This window comes from Corynebacterium sp. HMSC036D02 (assembly GCF_001836165.1).
Classification (GTDB): Bacteria; Actinomycetota; Actinomycetes; order Mycobacteriales; family Mycobacteriaceae; genus Corynebacterium.
Genome location: NZ_KV827683.1, coordinates 99,923 through 121,895, shown reverse-complemented (window position 1 = coordinate 121,895; position 21,973 = coordinate 99,923). Strand labels below are relative to the sequence as shown.

The following is a 21,973-nucleotide window of genomic DNA, read 5'->3' as shown; positions in this document are numbered from 1 at the left end:
GTATAGATGCATTCACCGCCTGAACTCGCCGCAGGATCTGGCCAGAACTTTGGCAACAAGGGCAGTGTTACTACCGCGAAACTCGAGCAGCAGCCGAACCTCTTACAAGGCGATCCCCTACAACAAAGCGAAGATGCCCATGACCACAAGGAAAGCCGCCACGCCGTAGCCGCTCCACAATGCCACGGTGGTGGAGTTCTCCCGCGCCCACGCGAAGGCACGTCCGGCCCAGGACTGTGGTTTCGCCCGCACAAGGGCGATGAACAATCCGCACACTGTCGGCAATGAGAGCGCAAACGTGGCGTAGAAAAAGAGGCCACCATACTTAACGGTATTGCTAAAGTCCCCAGCCGCTAGGTGCATCAGGCCATAGAAGAAGGGCACGGAGGTCAAGGACTGGATAACGCCCATGGCATAGCCCACCACAACGGTCTTAGCCGAAGGAGTGCGCAGCGGGCCGAGGAGCTTCTGCACCATATCGTTGGGTTCACCCTTGGAGCGCCAAGCTAAAAGGCCCAGCCCCAAGCCGATGACAACCAGCCCCCACCCCAGCAGAGGCGATTCCAAGGCCGCGGCGACCTTGTCCTGGATACCGACGAAGATGAACATCACCACGGCGGCCGCGGTGAGCACTCCGAACCAGTCCCCAACGATGACGAGGGCCGCAATCTTGCGGTAGCTGCCCCGCGGAAGCATGATGCCGATAGCCACCAAGATTCCGATCAATAAGGCATTGACGGAATCGGCAAAGGCATTGAGCACGGCTTCAAGCATGCGCGCCAGTGTACAGGGCGCGTTTGCAGAACTTACTCTGGACACCGAGCCTCCTGTGCTCTGCACCATGCTTTGTTCTAGTGGTGCAGCCCGAGGAAACATTCACTCACTGTTTACCGTTAAGGGCCCTCATGTGAGGGCTGTCAACGGTAAGGTATTGAAAAGTGCTTGCCGCCGCGACGGGTGTCTCCCCCATCGTCGGCGGCACCCTAACTCATGCCCCGACAGTGATGTGGAGAGATAAAAAATGAAGGTAGCGATTCTCGGCGGAGACGGCTTCTGCGGTTGGCCCGCTTCCCTCTATCTCTCCGACCAAGACCATGAGGTCATCATCGTGGATAACCTCTCCCGGCGCGCCATCGATGAGGAGTTGGGCGCAGAATCTTTAACACCTATCGCCTCCATTGAGGAGCGCCTGGCCGCGTGGACCGAGGTCTCCGGCAAGACCATTGGCTTCCACAACCTCGACGTGGCCCAGGACTACGACGGCCTGCTCGAGTTCCTCAGCACTGAGCGCCCGGATGCCGTGGTGCACTTCGCTGAGCAGCGCGCCGCCCCCTACTCCATGAAGAATTCGCGCACCAAGCGCTACACGGTGGATAACAACATCAACGCCACCCACAACCTGCTCGCCGCCATCGTAGAATCTGAGCAAGATATCCACGTTGCGCACCTGGGCACCATGGGTGTCTACGGTTACGGCACAGCCGGCATGAAAATCCCGGAGGGCTACCTAGATGTGCAGGTGGATGCGGGAGAGAATGGCGTCGTCAAGCAGCAAATCCTCTACCCCTCCAACCCGGGCTCGGTCTACCACATGACGAAAGTGCTGGACCAGCACCTGTTTGCCTACTACGCCAAGAATGATGAGCTGCGCATCACCGATCTGCACCAGGGCATCATCTGGGGCACGCACACTGAGCAGACTCAGAAGGATGAGCGCCTGATCAACCGCTTTGATTATGACGGTGACTACGGAACGGTGCTCAACCGCTTCCTCATCCAGGCCGGCATTGGTTATCCGCTGACCGTGCACGGCACCGGTGGGCAGACCCGTGCGTTTATCCACATCCGTGACATGGTGCGCTGTATCGAGCTAACTTTGCAGAACCCGCCGGCACGCGGCGAGCGCGTCAAAATCATCAACCAGATGACGGAGACCCACCGCGTGCGTGACTTAGCGGAGTTGGTTGCGAAGATCTCTGGCGCAGAGGTGGCCTACGTGCCGAACCCGCGCAAGGAATCCGCGGAGAATGAGCTGCACGTCACCAACGACACCTTCCTCGAGCTTGGTCTGGAGCCGACCACCTTGTCGGAGGGGTTGCTGCATGAGGTGGAGGAGGTAGCGCGTAAGTACGCCGACCGCGCTGATCGCTCCAAGATTCCGGCGCAATCGCTGTGGACGCGCCAGCAGCACGCCGGTGTTCCCACCACGGAGGCTTAAATCCCACCGTGCGCATCGCAATCGTTACCGAGGTCTTTCTCCCCAAGATCGACGGCGTGGTCACGCGCCTGACGCGCACGCTGGACCAGCTGGCCGCGATGGGCCACGAGGTACAGATTTTTGCCACGGGCAAGGGCCCTGCAACCTACGCCGGCTTCGCGGTCACCCGCATTCCCAGTTTGTCGCTGTGGGTCTACCCGGAGATCAAATTCGGCTTGCCCTCGTGGAAGTTCTTCAAGGAAATCCGGGATTTCGATCCCGATGTCATCCACGCGGTCAACCCCATTTGGACAGCGGCTCTCGGCGTCTTTGCCGCGCAGCGCGACGCCGTACCGCTGGTGGCCAGCTTTCACACCAACGTGCCTGAATACGTCGATGCGCTGGGCATCGGGTGGACCCGCCCGCTGACTGAGGCCGCTCTGAAGTATCTACACAACCAGGCAGCGGTGAACCTGTGTACCTCTGGCCCCATGGTGGAAAAGGCTCGGAAGATGGGGATCCGAAACGTGCAGCTGTGGCCCAAGGCTGTGGATACGCAGACCTATCACCCTGACCGCGCCACGGCGCAGATGCGCGAGCGCCTGACCGACGGTAACCCGGAGGCCCCGCTGGTGACCTATATCGGCCGAGTATCCAAAGAAAAGGACTTGGAGCGCCTCGACCACGTGATGCAGCTGGTTCGGGCACAGCTTAGCGACGCCCGCCTGGCCATCGTCGGCGATGGCCCCGCCTTGGAGGAGCTCAAGGCTAGCTTCGATCCTGCACACACAGTGTTCACCGGATACCTGTCTGGCGAGGAGCTCGCCGCTGCCTTCGCCGTGGGAGATGTCTTCCTCTTCCCCTCCGCCACGGAGACTTTGGGGCTGGTAGCACTCGAGTCCTTCGCCTCGGGCGTGCCGGTCGTCGGCACGAATGCCGGTGGTATTCCCTTCGTCATTGAGGAAGGCGTGACCGGGCACCTCATCGCTCCCGACGCCGATGATGAGGCTTGGGCCCGCGCCACGCTCGGACTCCTCGAAGACCCTGCCCGCCGGGAGACAATGGGCGCTGCCGCCCGCCGCGAGGCTGAAAAGTATTCCTGGGTAGAATCCACCCAAGCCCTCCTCCACGCCTATGAGGAGGCTATCGAGCACCCCTTCCGCAGGGAAGAGAACGAAGTCAAGGAGCACTAATGGATTCCGCCCAGAACCTGTACTCCGCAGGCGCTTTTATCCAAGCCGGCATCGACGCCACGTTTGCCTCCCGATTGGGCGACGTGCGCGACGTCGAACTGAACTTTGCGCCTGCTGACCCCGCGCCCGAAGCCCAACAATCAGCGCAGCCAGACCAAGACCAGCGCGCGGTGGTGCGCATTAGTACTGATTCAGGGAGCTATGACTTCGATGGACTACGTCTAGCCACCATCCAGGATGGGCAGCTGCACTGGGCCACGGGTTTGGCGGAACAAGCGCCCCAGCCTCAGTTCCACGGACCACAGCCCGATTCCGCCCTGCTCCGCGGCTTAGCGCGGCGGTTGGTGGGCGACCGCCCTGTTCTCCGCGTCCCGCAGGGCGAGGGCGAAGCACTCGTCGCCGTCGACTTTACGGAGCTCCACCCAGATCCCCGTGTCAGCATCTTGGCCGGACTCGAACGCTCGGGGGATGTTGCAGGGGGCGTCGACGAGCGCCGTGCTACCTCTGAGCTCGCTTCTTACTTGGGCGTGGACCCAGCGGCGGCAGAAGGCCTCGCACGCTTCCACGGCACTCGGATCGCGGCCCTTCCCCACCCTTCGGGCCGGGCCGGGCTCAGCGCACGCGATGTGTTGGCGGATGCCCATTATATTGCCACCGAGCACAATTTCTTTTTGGAGGCCCGCTTCCCCAACCTGTCTGCGGACCTCGACCCTGGAACGTCTCGCACCGTGGTGAACTCTGATCATGGTTCGCTCACGGTTCCCGCCCATCTCATTGCTACTCTCGACGCTTCCACGGACACGTTCACGTGGGCGTGGGCGGACGAGCTATCTAGTTCCATGTCCGCTCAAGCAGCGGCGAACCTGCGCCGCTTCGGCTATGACAATGCGCTTCCCGAGCTGATCCGCGCCCGGGTGTCGATCCCCGAAGCGCGCTCGGCGCGCCTGCCGCAGCTAGCCATGCCGATCCTGGGGCTGTGGACCCTGCTGCCTGTACAGCTGCCCGATGGCCGCCAGGGATTGGCGCTGACCGATGCCCCTGCCTTCCACCTGCCCGCACCAACTCCGGCCGCCACGCAGGCCACCCTCAACGTTGCCGTGCCGGCAGGAGTGGATGAACACCGGGCGCGCGCCGCCTATCAGCGGGCACGCGGCCTATAAGCCCTGACTAGGAGTTCAGCACTGCGCGGAATTCTTCGGCGTCAACCTCCTCGGTGGTCGCCGGGTCAAACGCAGCATCCTGGGTCTTGTCCACCAGCACCGCGCGCACGCCCTCGGAAAAGTCGGGGCGTCGGTACATGTGCATGCCCAGTTTGAGTTCTAGCAGGAGCGCCTCACGGATATCGTCGACAGCGGCTTCCGCCTCATAGAGCTCATTGGCCGCGATGATGGCGGCTGGGCAGGCGGCGGCCATGAGGCGGCGTACTTCGCCGGAAATGTTCGGGCGCTTATCGAGCTCCGCGGAAATCTCCTCCCACGTCGGCAGCGCGAAGGTCTCCTCCAGGTCTTTGGCTACCTGCTCCAGCGGCGCCGGCTGTTGTGGTGCAGGCAAAGCTAGATCTTCCAGTGCGGCGTCGATGCCCCGCTCGATAGCTGCCTCAATCAGCTCGGCGGCATCCTTAACAACGTGGGTCGCGACACCCGTCCACAACATGTCCGCGGCATACATGCGGTAGCCGCTTAAGCCCCAGAACTTTGCCAAGCCCGGCGAAGCTACTCCGCGTGTACCCACCATGCGCTGCGCCGCATAGGCCACTCCCACGTCCGTGACGTAGCCGATATTCATCTCCGGCATCGACGCGAAGGCTTTCTCCGTCACCACGCGGTGCGAACCATGCATGGAGATGCCTAATCCTCCACCCATCACAACCCCGTCGATGACGGCGATATAGGGCTTCGGGAACTCGGCGATATCACCGTTGGTGAGGTACTCGCTGGCGAAGAAGGCATCGACTTCCTCCAGCTTGCCTTCCGCGATTCCCTCACGGGCGTGGCGCACATCGCCACCGGCGCAAAAAGCTTTGGGGTTATTGGAATGAATCAGGACTTGCTCAATCTCATCATCCTGCGCCCACGCTTCGAGGGAGCGGCGGATGATGTCAATCATCTCTGGGTTCAAAGAGTTCAGAGCTTTCGGTCGATTGAGTTCAAGGACTCCGGTACGGTTGCGGACGGAAACGAGTACTGGATCAGTCATAGTCATGCGCACCAGTGTTCCATATCACAAATGTTTCAGCCACCTATTTTTGGCGCTACCTTGGACATGGTTTCTGCTTTTAGCCCAACCCGTTTAGATTGGTGTGACTTTCTTGCTCCCACAACTTGTTGCTCTTGACATGGACGGCACGCTCCTCGATGCCCACGGCCAACTACCAGCGGACTTCGCGGAGCTACAAGAGCTTGCCGCTCACCGCAGCTGCGAGCTAGTTCCGGCCTCAGGGCGCCAACTGGCAACGCTCAAGGAGATGTTCCCGCAAGGCGAGACCTTCATTGCTGAAAATGGCTCGGTAGTCATGCGTGGTGGCGACATCATTGCGACATTCCCGCTCTCGGAAACGACCGTGCACTCAGCGCGCGAGGCCTCAGCGGCCTTGGAGGTGGAACACACCGTGGTGCTGTGCGCCCCGGAAACCGCCTACGTCGCGCAGGATGCATCCGATGCAGCGCGCGCAGAGATCTCCAAGTACTACAAGGCGGTCACGTGGGTCGATGACCTAGACGCCGTCCCCGATAGCAACATCATCAAGATCGCCATCTTCTGCGAATCCGGTTCAGAGGCACACATCTACGAGCCCATCGTGCGCGCTGTCCCGGAGGATAACGTGGCGGTATCAGGCAAGGTCTGGCTCGATGTCATGGCTCGCGGCGTGGATAAGGGTGCAGCCTTGGTCAAGCTCGCTGAACTTGCCAACGTTCCCATCACCGCCACCGTGGCCTTCGGCGACTACCTCAATGATCTCGAAATGCTACGCGCTGCCGGGACAGCCGTCGCGATGGAGAACGCGCATCCGCAGCTGAAGGACCTAGCGGACATCATTGCCCCTCCCAATACTGACAACGGCGTCAGCACCGTGCTTCGCCAGCTTTTGCGCACCTAACACGCTCCCCTGACTCGTTGCCCGACTAGCCACGCGCACAGAGTAGGATTACTCGGGTTACTAAGCCTCAGTACCCGAACCACGGTGTCTACCTGCGGAGTGTGAAGTGAAGAAATTTTTGCGGTCGATGGTGTCACGCTTGGCAAAGGGCGAATCATCCACATCGAGTCCCACTCCGGACTCCCCTTCCGTTTCCCAGAAGCCTTCTTCAACTTCGACTACTGCATCTAAAGGCTCTGCTGCGACTGCTCCGTCCACTCCGGCTGCCAAGCGCACGTCGGCTTCTCCATCCACCGCACCTACTGACACCACGAAGCCTGGAAAGTCGACCACTCCCAGCAAGCCCACCACCTCGGATAAAAGCGCTGCGCCCAGAACTCAGCGGCCCAGCACTCAGCGCCCGGCCGCGCGGCCTAGCCGCGTGCGCCCACGGCCAGCGGAAGACTTCACCTTAGACTTGTCACCGAGCGCCCTTCCCAAGGCTTCGGCGGTGAAGAAGGCCAAACTAGTCAAAACCCGCGAGGAGGCCGACGTAGCTTCGACTGGCCGCCGCGGCCCACGACGCACCGTCCCTCGCCGCCCGGCGCCCCAGCAGGCTGCCCCGCAGAAAACAAGTTCTGAGCAGCAGGACAAGACTCCTTCCCCGGGAAACAAGGTCTCGGAGACCAGCCGTGCCGGCAAGAATCCGGCCGCCACACCAAGCGCCCAGCCCGCTGCGTCAAAGTCTCCTACAGCTGCCAAAGCGCAGGCACCTGCCCCGGCTCCGGCACCGGCTGCACAAAAAGAAAAGGCTGCCCAACCTACAAAGAATCCTGCACAGGGCGAAGAACGCCAGAAAGCCCAGCGCGCTGAGGCCAAGAATGACAAAGTACCTGAGCAAGCCAAAGAACCTGAAAAGAAAAAGAAGAAAACAGAGACGGCCAGGCCAGAGAATGAGATTTCGCGGGCTCTGGCTCGTCGCTCACAGTCCGTCGGGGTACTGAGCACAAAACAAGAAAAACAAGAAAAGCGCCGTTCAGAAAAGCGGCCGGTAGCGAAGGAATCCACTGCTGCTGCCGCGGCTCCGGCAGCTGCAACCGCGGCAGCGGTAGACGCTACAAAGGCAAGCGCCACGCCCGCCACTGCGACTGCCACTGCGGCTCCCTCCACAGCCCCCGCCGCTGCCAGTGCGTCCGCCAGCAGCACAGCTGCCCCGGCTACAACTGCACCTGCAACCACACCGCGCCGTCGACGCGCCCGGCTGCGTCAAGTACCGGGCCTGGATGGTCTGCGTGGTCTCGCGGTGCTTGCCGTGGTGATCTATCACTTCTTCGGGGACATTCTCCCCGGCGGTTACCTCGGCGTGGACATGTTCTTTGTCCTTTCCGGCTTCCTCATTACCTCGCTGCTGGTCCGTGAATTCAACGCGACTGGGCGCATCAGCCTCAAGGATTTCTGGATCCGCCGCTTCCGGCGCATTCTCCCTGCCGCACTCGTGGTCCTTTCGATATGTACTGCGATTGTGGCCCTCATCGGCGGCGACCTAGCAGTAGGCATCCGCCAGCAATTCTTGGGCACCTTCTTCTTTGTCAACAACTGGACCCAAATCGCCACCAGCCAAACTTACTTTGCGCCAAATGAAGTGCAGGTTTTCGCGCACTATTGGTCCTTGGCCGTCGAGGAACAGTTCTATCTGATTTGGCCTCTGCTGATGTTTGGCGTCTTCGCCATTTCCCGCCGCAAGCCCAAGCGCCTGCCCATCGCGGTATCGCTGATCCTCGCGATCGCTTCAGCCGTCGCGATGGCGCTCATCTTCACCCCAGGCGAGGATCCCACCCGCGTGTACTACGGAACCGATACCCACGCCTTCGGTCTCCTCATTGGCGCAATGTTGTCCCTGCTTTTGACCTCCACCGACAAGGATGTCGACGCCGACTCCTGGCCAGCAGCAAACAAGGGCATTCTCGCTGGCGCCCTTGGCGCCCTCGCACTCGTTGCCTACCTTGCCCAACTGGTGTGGATGGGCGCGGACCGCGAATTCACCTACCGCGGTGGTTTGGCCCTCACCAGCGTGCTCGGCGCGGCGATGATTTGGGGAGTGGTGCGTGAAACCGGCCCCCTCACCTGGATTTTCCGCACCCGTGTGATGCGCTGGCTGGGACAGCGTTCCTTCTCTTTGTACCTCTGGCACTGGCCGGTGGTCATGATTGTCCACGCGCTGTCCGACGCCCCTTCGTGGCTCCTGGGTCTCCTTTGCCTGCCGCTGAGCTGCTTGTTGGCAGAGGTGACCTACCAATTTGTAGAAAACCCCTTCCGCCGCGCCGGATTCCGCCCCACGTGGCATGCCTATTGGGCTGCCCGCCCCAGCATGGAGGAAATTAAGGCTGGCTTTGGCAAGGCACTGTGGCCTGCAGTCCCCGTCATCGTCGTGCTATCTCTGCTCGGTGTGGGCTATGCTCTGGTGACCTCGGAGGATAAGAGCGAACTAGAGCGCGAGCTCGAGCGCATGGCACAGTCCAACGAGCAGGCTGCAAGTTCCGCTCCGGCACAGCCCGCGGAGACTACAAAACCGAAGGAAAAGCGCGCGATACCCACCGGCAACGAGATCAGCGCAATCGGCGATTCTGTCATGCTCGCCGCCTCCGAAGCACTTAATGAGCGTTTCCCGGGTATCAGTATCGACGCTGCCATCTCCCGCCACTATTCGGCAGCCCTGCCGGTGGTTCAGGGGTTGAAGGATTCCGGCCAGTTGCGCTCCACCGTATTTGTGGGCTTGGGCACCAACGGAGCTACATTCGAGGGCCAAATGGACGAGCTCATCGATATCGTCGGCTCCGAGCGCACACTGGTACTCGTGTTGCCTTACGGTGAGCGCGATTGGATGGGGCCGGCGCGCGCCGAAATCATCGAGGCCGCAACGACGCACGACAACGTCTATATCGCAGACTGGTGCGGAGTAGCACAGGAAAATCCTGCCATGCTTTACGACGACGGCGTCCACCCGTTACCCGAAGGTGCACACCTCTACGCGGACGCTCTGTACGATGCCCTCGAGCAGTACGCAGACGAGGAGAAAAGCCTCAACACAGTCTGCTCCAGCTAAGTAAATCGAACTTCGAGCCTGAGGATCAGGAAAGCCGCCCAGCTTCTGCTGGGCGGCTTTTGTCTAAGCATGTGCTCTAGACCGAGAATTCAGCCATCTTATCCCATGCCGTCTTACCTGGAATGGAAGTATTGATGATGTCCGGGGTCTCCACCAGGTACTTCGGCAGCTCCTCACAGGAGCGCTTGAAGTGCTCGGTGTTGACGTGGTCGACGTCAGTGCCGTCCTTGTAGGACTCAAGGAGCAGGAAGCGCTGCTTGTCTTCCGGATCGCGGAACCACTTGAAGTCGATGCAGCCGGGCTCTGCCTGGCAGGCCTTGGTGTACCAATCAATCTCTTCCAAGAAGGTATCGGCGTACTCGGGCTTAACGTGGAACTGTACGTTGATCAGAATCATGGGGCCCACTGTAACCCTCTGCGGGAAAACATGCAGAAGGCCCTGCCTAAAGCGGCAGGGCCTTGCTCAAGGGCGACTTTCAATGTGCCGCTCGGAGCTTTACTTATTGAAGAAGTACTCCGCAACATAGACGTGGGTGCCATCAAAAGCCTGGGCGACGCCGAAGCCAGTGCCATCGGCCTTGGTCACGGGCACGTCGCGGTTAAGCCAGTTCACGCGATCCTTAGCTTCCTGCTCAGTGAGCTTGTAAATGTTACCGCTGCCCTCCTCCAGGTGGGTCAGGCCATCGCCAACATTGCCGTGGAAGGTGACCTTGCCGGCCGCGGCCTGGTTTGCCCACTCCTGAGCAATGTTCTTGGCGTTGGCATCCTCGTGGTGGCCCTGCTTCAGCAGGTGGGCGTGGGTTGCACCAACGAGCTCATTCGCCACGGCCGGGGTCGGCTTTTTGATGAAACCTGGCAGCTGGACGTTGTACTGCTTGGCCAAGTCATAAGCCTGCGCGGGCAGCTCGATTTCAAAAGAGTTGATCTGCTCAGCAGCCTGGGAGGACAACTGGTTCAGTTCCTGCGGCTGTGCGGAGGAAAAGTTAGCCGGGGCGGCCTGGGCCGCAGACACCGACAAAGCGGCGCTAAGGGATGCTGCCACGGCTGCGGTAGCGGACAGGCGGGAAACACGACGGAAAGAATTCATGCCTTCCACCGTGCCATACAACGGCGAGCGCAGTGAAGGTCTGCCCGGCTCTATGGGATTTTCGATACCACTTTGTTATCCGCTGCTGGGGTTAGTACCCCGACATGAAAGAATGACCGGAGGCTAGCTTTAACGATTATTCGAAAGGTTGATCACTGTTGCTGGACGTCTTAACCGGCTTCGCCATCATTTTTGTGGTTATCGGCGTGGGCTTCTTCTTGGCTCACCGAGGCGTTATTGGCAAGGGTGAAGCCCGACTGCAATTCAACCGTACAGCATTCTGGGCAGCCACCCCAGCGCTGATTTTTTCCAGCGTGGCCACCTCAGATACTTCTGCCTTCACCTCTCCCGTTGTCGCTGTCATCGCGATTGCTTCAGTCACCACGATGGCATTGTATGGGTTGCTCAGCGCACTGTTCTTCCGGCGAAGCGGGGCAGAAACGATGGCCGGAGCGGCAGCGGCGAGCTATTACAACTCCGTCAACATTGGACTGCCGATTGCCACCTATGTGATCGGTGATGCCACTTTTGTGGTGCCAGCACTCGTACTCCAGATGGCGGTACTCTCCCCCTTCATCATCGCCGGCCTCAACGCACAGGGAACAAGCCTGCGTTCGATTACCAGCTCCGTGGTTTCCGGGCTTACGGCGCCTGTCGTCATAGCGGCCATCGCCGGCTTCATCGTTTCTGCGGCTGGCTGGCAGGTCCCCGACGTCATCATGGCGCCCCTTGAGATCCTCGGTGGGGCTTCCATTCCGATGATCCTCATGAGTTTCGGAGCCTCTCTCACCGGTAAAGGGTTGTTGGCCAATGACCGCCTGCCGACGATTACCGCCACGGTGCTCAAGCTCATTGCCATGCCGGCCATCGCCTTGGCGGCAGGACTAGCCTTGGGACTGAGCGGCAACGAGCTCTACGCAGCGCTTATCTTGTCCGCGCTTCCGACCGCACAGAACGTCTACAACTATGCCGCGACCTACCAGTCGGGAGAAACGGTGGCGCGCGATACGGTCTTCCTCACCACCTTCCTCTCCCTGCCGGCCATGCTGACTATCACTGGCTTCTTTGGGTAGGGCTGGGCCTAGTCCTCAAGCACTAGCCTTCGAGCTTCTCCCCCAGCTCCAGCCATTCCATCTCAAGTTCTTCACGCTCGGCGGCAACGGCCTTGAGCTCGGAGTCGAGCTTCGCTAGCTCACCACTGTCCCCCTCGCCAGAGGACATCTTCTCCGCGGCTTGTGCCATCTTTTCATTCAGCTTCGCAGTCTTGTCGTCGAGCTTGCTCATCTTGCGCTCCAACGCATTCATCTTCTTGGTCAGCTCGCGCTCCTCCTGGGAGCTCAAACGCTTGGCCGGGACGGCTTCCGCGCTCTTCTCGTCGGCGTCCTTGGAGGCTTCTCCTAAGTCGAGAACGCCGCGGGCAGTGGCGGCTTCCATCTCCTGACGGCGACGCAAGTATTCCTCAATGCCACCCGGCAGGTTGGTGAGCTTGCCATCCCCGAACAGCGCATAGGTGTTATCAGCGATGCGCTCGATGAGGTAGCGATCGTGCGAAATGACCACCAAGGTGCCGGGCCACGAGTCGAGAAGAGACTCCAGCTCCTGGAGGGTATCGATGTCGAGGTCGTTTGTGGGCTCGTCGAGAAGCAGAACATTCGGCTCTGCCATGAGCACGCGGGTCAGCTGCAGGCGACGGCGTTCACCACCGGAGAGATCGCCAACCGGCGTGCGCTGCCGTTTCGCGGAAAAGCCCAGGCGCTCCGCCAGCTGCGAGGCGGAGAGCTCTTTCTTTCCCAAATGGACGTAGGTGGCGACGTCCTCCACGGCATCGAGAAGCCGGCGCTGTGGATCCAGGTCATCGAGTTCTTGGCGCAACCAGCCCAGGCGCACGGTCTTGCCCTCGATGCGCTTGCCCGCGGCAAGCTCTGATTCCCCAGCAAGGGCGCGCAGCAGCGTGGTCTTGCCCGAACCGTTAACGCCGACGAGACCGATACGCTCGCCCGGCGCCAACCGCCAGGTGAGGTGATCCACCAGTGTGCGACCATCCGGGGTGGTGACCTTTGCATCCTCAAGCTCAATGACAACTCGTCCCTGGCGCTGCTTAGAAAAGGCCATGAGCTCAACCTTGTCGCGCGGCGCAGGAACATCCGCGATGAGCGCCTCAGCCGCCTCAATGCGGTAGCGCGGCTTCGAGGTACGTGCCGGTGCCCCGCGGCGCAGCCAGGCCAGCTCCTTTCGCGCCAGGTTCTGCCGGCGCTGCTCGATGGCATCGGCTTGGCGCGCGCGCTCGGCGCGGGCAAAGGTCCAGTCGTTGTAGCCACCCTCATAGGCGTCGACGACACCGTCGTGCACCTCCCAAGTAGTGGTGGCAACGGTGTCGAGGAACCAGCGGTCGTGCGTGACGACGACGACCGCCAGCTTGCGTGAAAGCAGGTGGCTGGCTAGCCACTGCACGCCTTCGACGTCAAGGTGGTTGGTCGGCTCATCGAGCACCACGATGTCGAGGTCTTGAACGAGTGCGGCAGCCAGGTTGACGCGGCGCCGTTCACCACCAGAGAGCGATCCCACAGGGGTGTCTAGCCCTAGGTCAACGATGCCGAGGCCGCCGAGGACATCGCGCACCTTGGCATTAGAAGCCCACTCGAAGGTTTCCAAGCCCAGTGGTTCGATGATGACCTGGGCGATGGTGAGGGACTCCTCCAGCTCAAAGCGTTGGGTCACCACTGCCATGCGCAAATCCGAATTGTGGGATACACGGCCCGAGTCCGGGGATTCGATGCCGGTGAGAACTTCCAGCAGTGTAGTTTTGCCGCCGCCGTTGACGCCGACGATACCGATGCGATCACCGGTTTGAACGCCGAGGGAGACCCCATTCAGTAGGGTCTTGAGCCCGAAGGACTTGGTTACGTTTTCGAGGTTAATGAGGTTCGCCATATCGAGAGTTCATCTTAGTGCTTCAGCACGGTTACCCCCGCACCATTACCTTTATTGCTATTGATTTTCACTTCCAATACTGTGGCGCACTATGAAAAAAGAACGTCTCGCCTTGTGCGCCGCACTATCCGCCACCATTCTCACCATTACCTCTTGTTCCTCCCCTGACAGCGAAGAAGCTTCACCGCCCTCCAGCGCTGAAGCTAGCAACGCGCATGCCGAGCACGGCGAGGGGCACAGCCATGACGGTTTCGAAGCTTCTGCTGGTGAGACTGAGGTAGCCGAACTACCTCCCCGCATCCTCCTATCGCACAAGAATGGTCTCACCACTCTCGACGGCGAGACCGGTGAGGTCATCGACAACGAAGAACTGAAAGCATTTCTCCGGCTTAGCGATGCCGGCGATAACCGCCACATCATGGTGACCAAAGGTGACAGCTTCCTCACCTTCGACACCGGGCGCATCACGAAGCCGCACGGAGACCACAAGCACTATTACGCGGCACAGCCTCAGCTTGGGGACGCTTCCATCGACGCACCTCACGCCGGCCACGTGGTTCACCACGACGGCTTTACCGCGCTTTTCTCCGACGGCGACGGCGTGGCAAAGATCTACAAAACCGAGGACATCGGCAAAGAAGACGCCGCACCCGTCAACACCATCGAGACAGGTGCCGCCCACCACGGAGTAGCCGTCCCGCTGAAAGACGGCTCCGTAGTCACCACGAAGGGTACCGAAGACGAACGCCACACCATTCAGCACTTAGACCAGTCTGGCAAGGTTCTTGCGGAAACCACCGAGTGCCCAGGTGTCCACGGCGAAGCTGCCGCTGGTAATGGCTCCCTCTTCTTCGGATGCGAAGACGGGCCCGTTGTCTTCGACGGCACCGACTTCCATAAGATCGACGTATCCACTTATGCAGGCAAAGACGGCTACCAGCGCTCCGGCAACTCTGCAGGTTCGGAGGAATCCAACGTCATCCTGGCGGATAACAAGACCGACAAGGATGCTGAATTCGAGCGTCCCACCTCAGTGACCCTCATCAATACGGAGGACTACTCTGCCAAGAAGGTCGAGCTCGGCGAGTACTACTGGTTCCGTTCTCTGGCCCGCGGCCCTTTGGGCGAGGCACTGGTGCTCACGACCGACGGCAAACTCAACGTCATCGACCCGGATTCCGGCGAGGTAACAAAGCAGATTGACGCTATCTCCCCGTGGAAGGAAAACGAGGAGTGGCAACAGCCGGGACCAATTCTGAAGGCGGCAAACGGCTATGCCTATGTCACCGATGCCAACAAGCAGGAACTGGTGGTTCTTGATCTTCTCGGTGACCAGGAGCCGCAGCGCTACAAGCTCGACTTCAAGCCTGTGGAGATGGCCGTCCTCTAAAACCGCCGCCTAGTACAACGCGGGCGCTAGACCAGTATTTGGTGCTAGACCAGTGTTGCGCCGGTGGCTGGGCCGCGGGTCACCAATCCGCGAGTACCGCGGTTATCGGCGCAGACTTGGGCCACCACTTCCTGGGCGGTCTCCTCGTCTTCACAGAGGAAGGCGCAAGTCGGTCCAGAGCCGGAGACGATCCCTTTGAGGGCGCCGGCGGCTTCACCAGTATCAAGAATCTTGCGGAGGTCCGGGCGTAGCGAGAGGGCTGCCGGTTGGAGGTCGTTGTGCATCACCGCAGCGAGCTCGCGGGGGGTGCCACCCACGAGGGCTTGGCCCACCGCTTCAGTGTCGAGGTGCGGTGTGCTTCCGCGGCCGGCAGCCCGCAATTCGTCCAGCTTGCGGAAGACAGAGGGCGTTGACAAGCCCTCCGCATTGGTGATGATTGCCCAGATATAGCGCCCACGCGAGAGCATCGGCGTCAAGAGCTCACCGCGCCCGCGCCCCAAGGCCGTGCCACCCATGAGAGTAAAAGGAACATCGGATCCCAGCTCCGCGGCGAGCTCGTAGAGCTTCTCCATGCTGAGCGGCTCGCGGCCAAACTCGGTACTCAACGCCTGATTAGCTAGAAGCAGGGCCGCGGCAGCATCGGCAGAACCTCCAGCCATGCCGCCGGCAGCAGGGATGTTCTTTTCCATCGTGAGTGTCCCGGCAGCCGGCAGCATGAGGTTCTGTGCCACCAGCTCCACCGCGCGCCATGCCAGGTTCTCGGTTGATGCCGGAACGCCCTTCGCATGGTTACCGGTGACTTCCACGGTGCTTCCCTCGCCCCAGCGATAGCTCACACGATCGTGCACATCGAGGGACTGGAAGACGGTGGCCAGCTCGTGGAAACCATCCGCGCGGGCCTCACCGACGCCCAGGTGTAAGTTGACCTTGGCGTGGGCGCGCGCCTGCCAAAGCTGTGGGGACTCGTTTACTGGTTTGCTCATGAGACTTCCGCCAATCGGACGAAGTCCTCCACGCCCAACTTCTCGCCGCGCAGGCGCGGATCGATTTCCGCCGCGCGTAACGCCTCCTCGGCTGCCGCGGCGGAACCGAAAAAGCCCGCTAAGGCGGCGCGAAGCGTCTTCCGGCGTTGGGCAAAGGCGGCGTCGATCAGCGCAAAGAGCCGTGGTCGCAGCTCCTCGTCGAAGGGGCGGGTGCAGTCGATACGCACCAGGCCTGACTCGATCTTGGGTGCCGGCCAAAACACGTTCTTGCCAATTGTCCCGGCCTGGCGGACCGGGCCATAGAAAGAAGCTTTCACACTAGGAATGCCATAGACCTTGCTGCCCGGCGCGGCGGCGAGGCGCTCCGCTACCTCAAGCTGCACCATGACCAGGACACGGCGAATCGATGGGTAGACCTCCAGCAGGTGGAGCAGCACCGGCACCGCCACGTTATAGGGCAAGTTGGCCACCAAGGCGGTCGGTTCCCCCAGCTCCCCTACCTCAACGGTGAGAGCATCCTTCTCCACCACGGTGAGACGATCCGCAAAGTCGGCTGCCCGTGCGGCCACGGTGTCCGGGAGCTTGCCGGCTAGACGCGGGTCAATCTCCACGGCCGTGACGTGCTCGACCTCTCCCAGCAACCCCAAGGTCAGCGAACCCAGACCAGGGCCGACTTCCACCACGCGATCCTCCGGACTCAGGTCCGCAGCGGCAACAATGCGCCGGATGGTGTTGGGGTCATGGAGAAAATTCTGGCCCAGCTTCTTCGTCGGCGTCACGTCGAGCTCAGCGGCGAGCTCGCGGATCTCCACCGGGCCCAGCAGGAGAGGTTGTGTCATGACATCCAGACTAATACGCGCAGCGCTGAAGCTTTAGCGCAGGCCAAGCTTCGAGGTGCAGGCAGGCCATGCGCCCCAACCCTGTGCAGCCTGAACCTTCTGCGCCACGGCAATTTGCTGCTCGCGGGAGGCCTGCCAAGCCTGCGGGGCGTACTCGGTGCCGCCAAAAGCAGCCCAGGTCGACGGGGTGAACTGCAGACCACCGGAGAAACCATTACCGGTGTTGATGGACCAGTTGCCAGTGGCCTCACACTGCGCCAGGGCATCCCACACGGAACCCTCAGCGACGGCTGGGGCGGTGGACTTGGGCTTGGTGCCGCGCGCGATCACTGCGGCGACGGCCTCATTGCGGACGTCTTCCTTGATGATCTCGTTGGACTCCTCCTTACCGTTGACCTTCACAATCTTGCGGGTCACGGTACGGGAACCAGGTGTGCCTTCCTCGCGAACTTCCTCGGTCCCCTCTTCTAGCTCGGGATCATCGACGAAGTTGGCGGGGGCGTCGAAGTCTTCCGTCTTTTCTTCCTCGGAAATCTCGACACGGTCCACAGTGATGGCCGTGCCGACCTTAACCGGGGTATCCAGTGCTGGGGACACTCGGTCATCCTTATCTACGGTGATCCCGCGGGCTTCCAGCACGTCTTCCACGGTTTTAGCGGCAACGCTGGCGTAGGAGACGGAACCGCCGTCAGAAAGCTTGATGATCTTCGGGGACGTAACCTCAAGGTTCATGCCCTCAGTCACCGTTTCATCCTCCTTCACGGTCTTGGAGCCGGAAGTGATGGCAGCTCCCGGGACGATACCATCGAGGCCGCCCAACAAGTCAGAGACCGTGAGATCAGTGGAGGAAAGCTGCTTTTCAACACCATCGATGGTCACCGCAACCGGCTTAGCGGTACGAACGGTGATCGAATCACCGTCGGAAACCTGCTCTGACAGCGCGGGGTAAACAACGTCTTCTCCCCCAACGTTGACGCCCGCAGCCTCGAGAGCGGCGTTGACATCGCCAGCGAAGGTAGCGAGCTCGGTGGTCTCACCGTTGACGTCGAGCGTGATGTCCTTCTGGGCACCAACGGCAACAACACCGCCCACGGCAAGGGTGCCGAGCACACCGCCAGTGGCCATGCGCAGCGGCAGGGAGCGGGAGTTATTGATTCGCTTGATCTGCTTCTTCGGGGACATAAACCTTTACTCGTCTCTGCGATGCTTCGTGCCCGAAAGGTGGATTCCCACCCTCGGCACCTGTCATGGCGCGCTGCAGGCGCGCCGGCCGGCAACATCAAGGCCGGACTAACTTTGAATAACGATACGGTAACAGAACTAAACATTCGAGACGCATTTACACGCCACGACCACTAGCAACACACTTGTCACAACAAGCACGCGCGCCACCCATGAGCAGCGGATTTGCACTTAGTGAAGATCATCACACCCCGAAGACCTGCGCGAAGGTATCAGCAACCTCCGCAGCCAAGTCCTCTACTTCCTGGCCACGCGCCTGGGCCACGCAGCGATACGTGTGCCCGATAAGGGAAGGTTCGTTGCGTGCACCGCGGAAAGGCTCCGGTGTCATGTACGGCGCATCCGTCTCAATAAGCAGCTGGCCGGCTGGGGCAAGCGCTGCGGCCTGGCGCATCTCTTCGTTACGCTTAAACGTCACGTTGCCGGCAAAGGACAGAATATATCCGCGCTCAAGGGCTTCCTTGGCCACATCAAGTGGTGAGGAGAAACAGTGCAGCATCACCTTCGGTACTTCAGAGCACTCCCCCAACACACGCATGAGATCCTCATCGGCCTCACGGTTGTGGATCATGAGCGTCTTCCCCACCTTCGCTGCCAACTCAGCGTGCCAACGAAGAGCCTCTTCCTGCACCTCGAGGGGCGCGGTGGTTTCCGGCTCGTGGTGAATCCAATAGGTATCCAGGCCCGTTTCACCAATAGCCACGCAGCGTGGGTCCGCCGCCATCTCGCTCAGGCGCGAACGGGCGGCCTCATCCAGCTCATGAGCCTTTGTCGGGTGAATCGCACACGCGGCATACACGTTGTCGAATTCGTGTGCCGCGGCCAAAGCTTTCTCCGCCTCCGCTAGGCCATCACCCACGGTAACGATGCGCTCAACACCAGCAGCACGAGCGCGCTCAACGAGGTCGGCATCAGCATCACGGCAGGAGGCGAGGTGCGTGTGGGCGTCGATAAGCTGGCTCAAACCTTCGGCGGGAACGGGCGTGGGGCGTGGCTTCTTCTTAGACATGGCTGTGAGTGTAGTCTTGCGCGCATGATTATCCGTGAAGCGACGGACGCCGACGTCCCCGCGATGACCGCCACCCTGAATTGGGCCATCCGAGAGACCCACTTCATTTTTCGCAGCGAACCCGCCACCGTGGAGGAACGCACCGAGTACCTTCATCAACTACGCCGCGACAATTGTCCCTGTTTCGTGGCCTTCGCTGACGACGGCACGTACTTAGGCTGGGCACTCTACCGTCCCTACCGCGATCCTAAGGTGTGGCTGGGCTGCTACGAGACAACAATCTACGTTGATCCCACCGCCCACGGCCGCGGGGTAGGCACGCGCTTGCTCGGTGCTGTCGTTCAGCATGCCCGTGAGTCGGAGCAGGTCCATACGCTGCTGGCGCTCATCGTGGCGGACAACGCCGCATCCATCAAGTTGCATGAAAAGTTCGGCTTTGCCACTGTAGGAACGTTAAAAGAAGTCAGTCGCAAAGCTGGGCGCTGGATAGACCTCACCCACTTGCAACTCATGGTTTAAGGAACATCATGCACGTTCGTCCCGCAGAGCTTGCCGACGCCCCCACAATCTCCGCCATCTACAACTCCGCCTCCGCCGCGAAACCGGCCACCAACCTGGTGACCTGGCAAGAATCCGTAGAAGACCGAGAAGAGTGGCTGGCACAGATGGACAAGGAAGGCTATCCGGTCTATGTCGCCGTGGACGACGATGAGATCGTTGGCTGGGCCGCCTACTTCCAGTTTGTCACCCCGGCTATCTACTACGGCACAGCGGAGGACTCCATTTATATTGCGGAGTCCGCACGGGGCAAGGGCGTGGGCAGCGAGCTCATGGACACGCTCATGGATCACGCGAAGGAAAATGACTACGTGGAGACGATGATTACCTATATCGTGGACACCAACGAGTCCTCCATCGCCCTGCACAAGAAGTTTGGCTTCGTGGAGACCGGCCGCATGCCCAATATCCACACCAAGGACGGCGTGCGCCTCGGCTTGGTCCACTTGCAGCGCGACTTCGACCGCTCCTAAAGCGGCTTACTGGCCACTAACTAAGCCGACGCAGCTTGAAGCGGCACAATATCGTCCAACTCAGCAAGAATTTTGTCTTCTGCGACATCCAAGTCGTAGTGAGTCTGCAGCCCCAGCCAGAACTGTGGGGACATCCCAAAGTACTTGGCGAGGCGAAGAGCCGTATCGGCAGTAATAGCCCGCTTTCCGTGGACGATTTCGTTAATACGCCGAGGCGGGACCCCTATCGAAACAGCGAGTTTGTGTTGGGTAATCCCCATGTCCTTGAGAAAATCTTCCATAAGGATTTCACCTGGGTGTACCGGGGGGAGCTTGTTAGTGGTAGTCAACGATTTCAACCTCCTCTGGCCCTAAAGCGGTCCACCGGAAGCAGATCCGCCATTGGTCATTGATACGAATACTATATTGACCCCGCCGATCGCCCTTCAAAGCTTCGAGCCTATTTCCCGGAGGAATCCGAAGCTCATCAAGCCTCTGCACACAGCCCAATTGCCTCAGCTTGCGGAGGGCTACCGAGTGAATACGTGAATCAATCGAGAGCACCCTCTCTCGATTCCATAGACGCTCAGTGGTCCTATCCGCGAACGACTGAATCATAAACGCACCATACCCCCCATAACGCAACGCGTCAATAACGTGAGACGTTAATTCTACCTAACGCTGTAATACAAAACTACCGCAACTATCGAGAACCAGCTATGCAGCAAGCTCGTCGTCAATGTAGACACGCGTCGTCGCACGCAGGCCCGCGACCAGCATGCAGAAGCTAAGCACCATAAGACCAATGAGCACAGCGGTCCAATTGCCGGTGGCGTCCCGCACCACTCCCACGGACAGCGGCACGAGGCCCGCCAAGACGTAGCCACCAGGCTGAACAAAGCCAGACAGGCGCGCGGTCGTCAGCGCACTTCGCGTGCGCGCGGTGAGCAAAGCGAGCGCCAACGGGAAGCACATGCCACCGATCCCCATCAAAGAGGCCCAGGCCAACGGGGCGGCGTCGGCAGCCACGAGCACTCCACCCCACCCGGCGCACGTGCACAGCGCCAGCACCACGGGCACGGGGGCAAGACGGTCCAGTCGCGAGATAAGCCACGGCATGACCACGCCGCCGACAATGTTGAAGAAACCGATGACAGCAAGTGCCACACTGGCGGTATTTTCGCTCACGCCCTTCTCCACCAGCATGCGCGGCAGCCACCCCATCTGGACATAGGCCATCGTAGATTGCAGCCCAAAGAAAAAGAGCATGGCCACCGCCGTGGGCGAGGTGTACATGGGGCGCTGCACGCCCGCACCGGCAATCGTGCCGTGAGCGACATCCTTGCCAGCCTGCGGAAGGACCACTATCCAGGCCACCAGCTGTGCGACGGCCGGCAGGCACCAGATCCACAGAGCACCTTGCCACGTACTCTGCGTCACCGCGGACAGGGGGCCGAGAGCGCTGGAAACACCCAGCATCGTGGTGTAGGTGGTCATCAATGCCACCAGTGCGCGGCCTGAACCATGCTGCTTGATCCATGCGGGAAGCAGCACGTTCGCCAATGCGATGCCGGCGACAACGCACAAGGTCAGTGCCACAAAGAGGGGGAAACTATCGACCCACGGCCGCAGTGCCAGCCCCACCGCCAAGGCCAGCGTACCGCCGGCCAAGGTACGGCTCAGCCCAACCCGCCGAGCAATGGGTACGGCGGCCAACCCCATGGCAGCAAAACACAGGCCAGGAAGCGCGGTCAACAAACCTGCCTGTCCAGAACTAATCCCAAAGAAATTCTGGATCTGGCCCAGCACCGGTGCCACCGAAGCGATACCGGATCGCAGGTTCAGCGCGGTGAGGCAAACAACGGAAAAGAGCAGGAAGGGCGCAAGCGAGCGCCGAAACGCCGAGCCCACGC

22 protein-coding genes are annotated in these 21,973 nt (G+C 60.7%); 9 read left to right on the top strand and 13 right to left on the bottom strand.

What is annotated here, in order from left to right:
* Positions 1–117: 117 nt before the first annotated feature.
* The gene (locus tag HMPREF2743_RS07750) at positions 118–774 is read right to left on the bottom strand and encodes a hypothetical protein (protein WP_070818525.1); all 657 of its coding nucleotides are present in this window, start codon (positions 772–774) and stop codon (positions 118–120) included.
* 247 nt (positions 775–1,021) lie between these two features.
* On the opposite strand from HMPREF2743_RS07750, the gene HMPREF2743_RS07745 reads away from it, so the two are divergent.
* From HMPREF2743_RS07745 to HMPREF2743_RS07735, 3 genes are read left to right on the top strand one after another with little or no spacing between them, the layout of a single operon-like run.
* Positions 1,022–2,218, top strand: a complete 1,197-nt coding sequence (locus HMPREF2743_RS07745) for an NAD-dependent epimerase/dehydratase family protein (protein ID WP_070818524.1) — start codon at positions 1,022–1,024, stop codon at positions 2,216–2,218.
* Positions 2,219–2,226: 8 nt separating this feature from the next.
* Positions 2,227–3,390: a glycosyltransferase family 4 protein gene (locus HMPREF2743_RS07740; RefSeq protein WP_070818523.1), complete on the top strand. Its 1,164-nt coding sequence runs from the start codon at positions 2,227–2,229 to the stop codon at positions 3,388–3,390.
* On the top strand, positions 3,390–4,550 hold the full coding sequence (locus HMPREF2743_RS07735) for a DUF6882 domain-containing protein (RefSeq protein WP_070529288.1): 1,161 nt from the start codon (positions 3,390–3,392) through the stop codon (positions 4,548–4,550). The genes HMPREF2743_RS07740 and HMPREF2743_RS07735 overlap by 1 nt, the downstream gene beginning before the upstream one ends.
* Positions 4,551–4,557: 7 nt before the next feature.
* Here the strand turns inward: HMPREF2743_RS07735 and HMPREF2743_RS07730 are convergent, their stop codons facing one another.
* A complete protein-coding gene (locus HMPREF2743_RS07730) occupies positions 4,558–5,592 on the bottom strand; it encodes an enoyl-CoA hydratase/isomerase family protein (RefSeq protein ID WP_070818522.1) in 1,035 nt (344 codons plus the stop codon).
* A 133-nt stretch (positions 5,593–5,725) separates the two neighbouring features.
* On the opposite strand from HMPREF2743_RS07730, the gene HMPREF2743_RS07725 reads away from it, so the two are divergent.
* Positions 5,726–6,487: an HAD-IIB family hydrolase gene (locus tag HMPREF2743_RS07725; RefSeq protein ID WP_210400254.1), complete on the top strand. Its 762-nt coding sequence runs from the start codon at positions 5,726–5,728 to the stop codon at positions 6,485–6,487.
* 60 nt (positions 6,488–6,547) lie between these two features.
* Here HMPREF2743_RS07725 and HMPREF2743_RS12865 read toward each other — a convergent pair whose 3' ends face one another.
* A complete protein-coding gene (locus HMPREF2743_RS12865) occupies positions 6,548–6,820 on the bottom strand; it encodes a hypothetical protein (protein WP_210400252.1) in 273 nt (90 codons plus the stop codon).
* Between the two features lie 907 nt (positions 6,821–7,727).
* On the opposite strand from HMPREF2743_RS12865, the gene HMPREF2743_RS12860 reads away from it, so the two are divergent.
* Positions 7,728–9,569 carry an acyltransferase family protein gene (locus tag HMPREF2743_RS12860; RefSeq protein ID WP_210383664.1) on the top strand — a complete coding sequence of 614 codons (1,842 nt, stop codon included), beginning with the start codon at positions 7,728–7,730 and terminating at the stop codon, positions 9,567–9,569.
* A 76-nt stretch (positions 9,570–9,645) separates the two neighbouring features.
* Here HMPREF2743_RS12860 and HMPREF2743_RS07715 read toward each other — a convergent pair whose 3' ends face one another.
* Together HMPREF2743_RS07715 and HMPREF2743_RS07710 are read right to left on the bottom strand one after the other, a co-directional pair.
* The gene (locus HMPREF2743_RS07715) at positions 9,646–9,966 is read right to left on the bottom strand and encodes a putative quinol monooxygenase (RefSeq protein WP_070529295.1); all 321 of its coding nucleotides are present in this window, start codon (positions 9,964–9,966) and stop codon (positions 9,646–9,648) included.
* 99 nt (positions 9,967–10,065) lie between these two features.
* Positions 10,066–10,656 carry a hypothetical protein gene (locus HMPREF2743_RS07710; RefSeq protein ID WP_246818782.1) on the bottom strand — a complete coding sequence of 197 codons (591 nt, stop codon included), beginning with the start codon at positions 10,654–10,656 and terminating at the stop codon, positions 10,066–10,068.
* 158 nt (positions 10,657–10,814) lie between these two features.
* On the opposite strand from HMPREF2743_RS07710, the gene HMPREF2743_RS07705 reads away from it, so the two are divergent.
* The gene (locus tag HMPREF2743_RS07705) at positions 10,815–11,729 is read left to right on the top strand and encodes an AEC family transporter (RefSeq protein WP_070818520.1); all 915 of its coding nucleotides are present in this window, start codon (positions 10,815–10,817) and stop codon (positions 11,727–11,729) included.
* 22 nt (positions 11,730–11,751) lie between these two features.
* Here the strand turns inward: HMPREF2743_RS07705 and HMPREF2743_RS07700 are convergent, their stop codons facing one another.
* Complete coding sequence (locus tag HMPREF2743_RS07700; protein WP_070529297.1) at positions 11,752–13,587, bottom strand: ABC-F family ATP-binding cassette domain-containing protein; 1,836 nt, start codon at positions 13,585–13,587, stop codon at positions 11,752–11,754.
* Between the two features lie 91 nt (positions 13,588–13,678).
* Here HMPREF2743_RS07700 and HMPREF2743_RS07695 point away from each other — a divergent pair, with 91 nt between their 5' ends.
* Positions 13,679–14,977 (top strand): NHL repeat-containing protein, encoded by a 1,299-nt coding sequence (locus HMPREF2743_RS07695; protein WP_070818519.1) that lies wholly within the window; start codon positions 13,679–13,681, stop codon positions 14,975–14,977.
* A 44-nt stretch (positions 14,978–15,021) separates the two neighbouring features.
* Here the strand turns inward: HMPREF2743_RS07695 and HMPREF2743_RS07690 are convergent, their stop codons facing one another.
* The 4 genes from HMPREF2743_RS07690 to HMPREF2743_RS07675 all read right to left on the bottom strand — a co-directional run bounded on the left by HMPREF2743_RS07690 (position 15,022) and on the right by HMPREF2743_RS07675 (position 19,050).
* The gene (locus HMPREF2743_RS07690) at positions 15,022–15,960 is read right to left on the bottom strand and encodes a 4-(cytidine 5'-diphospho)-2-C-methyl-D-erythritol kinase (RefSeq protein WP_070818518.1); all 939 of its coding nucleotides are present in this window, start codon (positions 15,958–15,960) and stop codon (positions 15,022–15,024) included.
* Complete coding sequence (gene rsmA, locus HMPREF2743_RS07685) at positions 15,957–16,799, bottom strand: 16S rRNA (adenine(1518)-N(6)/adenine(1519)-N(6))-dimethyltransferase RsmA (RefSeq protein ID WP_070818517.1); 843 nt, start codon at positions 16,797–16,799, stop codon at positions 15,957–15,959. The genes HMPREF2743_RS07690 and rsmA overlap by 4 nt, the downstream gene beginning before the upstream one ends.
* A 33-nt stretch (positions 16,800–16,832) precedes the next feature.
* Complete coding sequence (locus HMPREF2743_RS07680; protein ID WP_070818516.1) at positions 16,833–17,981, bottom strand: resuscitation-promoting factor; 1,149 nt, start codon at positions 17,979–17,981, stop codon at positions 16,833–16,835.
* 244 nt (positions 17,982–18,225) lie between these two features.
* Entirely contained in the window at positions 18,226–19,050 is an 825-nt protein-coding gene (locus tag HMPREF2743_RS07675) for a TatD family hydrolase (RefSeq protein ID WP_070529308.1), read from the bottom strand.
* A gap of 24 nt (positions 19,051–19,074) precedes the next feature.
* Here HMPREF2743_RS07675 and HMPREF2743_RS07670 point away from each other — a divergent pair, with 24 nt between their 5' ends.
* Both HMPREF2743_RS07670 and HMPREF2743_RS07665 read left to right on the top strand, forming a co-directional pair.
* Positions 19,075–19,569, top strand: a complete 495-nt coding sequence (locus tag HMPREF2743_RS07670) for a GNAT family N-acetyltransferase (protein WP_083299024.1) — start codon at positions 19,075–19,077, stop codon at positions 19,567–19,569.
* Positions 19,570–19,577: 8 nt separating this feature from the next.
* A complete protein-coding gene (locus HMPREF2743_RS07665; RefSeq protein WP_070529310.1) occupies positions 19,578–20,081 on the top strand; it encodes a GNAT family N-acetyltransferase in 504 nt (167 codons plus the stop codon).
* A gap of 20 nt (positions 20,082–20,101) precedes the next feature.
* Here the strand turns inward: HMPREF2743_RS07665 and HMPREF2743_RS07660 are convergent, their stop codons facing one another.
* The 3 genes from HMPREF2743_RS07660 to HMPREF2743_RS07650 all read right to left on the bottom strand — a co-directional run bounded on the left by HMPREF2743_RS07660 (position 20,102) and on the right by HMPREF2743_RS07650 (position 21,971).
* A complete protein-coding gene (locus tag HMPREF2743_RS07660; protein ID WP_070520778.1) occupies positions 20,102–20,362 on the bottom strand; it encodes a HigA family addiction module antitoxin in 261 nt (86 codons plus the stop codon).
* 34 nt (positions 20,363–20,396) lie between these two features.
* On the bottom strand, positions 20,397–20,678 hold the full coding sequence (locus HMPREF2743_RS07655; protein WP_070818515.1) for a type II toxin-antitoxin system RelE/ParE family toxin: 282 nt from the start codon (positions 20,676–20,678) through the stop codon (positions 20,397–20,399).
* 99 nt (positions 20,679–20,777) lie between these two features.
* Positions 20,778–21,971 (bottom strand): MFS transporter, encoded by a 1,194-nt coding sequence (locus HMPREF2743_RS07650; protein WP_070745766.1) that lies wholly within the window; start codon positions 21,969–21,971, stop codon positions 20,778–20,780.
* Positions 21,972–21,973 lie beyond the last annotated feature (2 nt).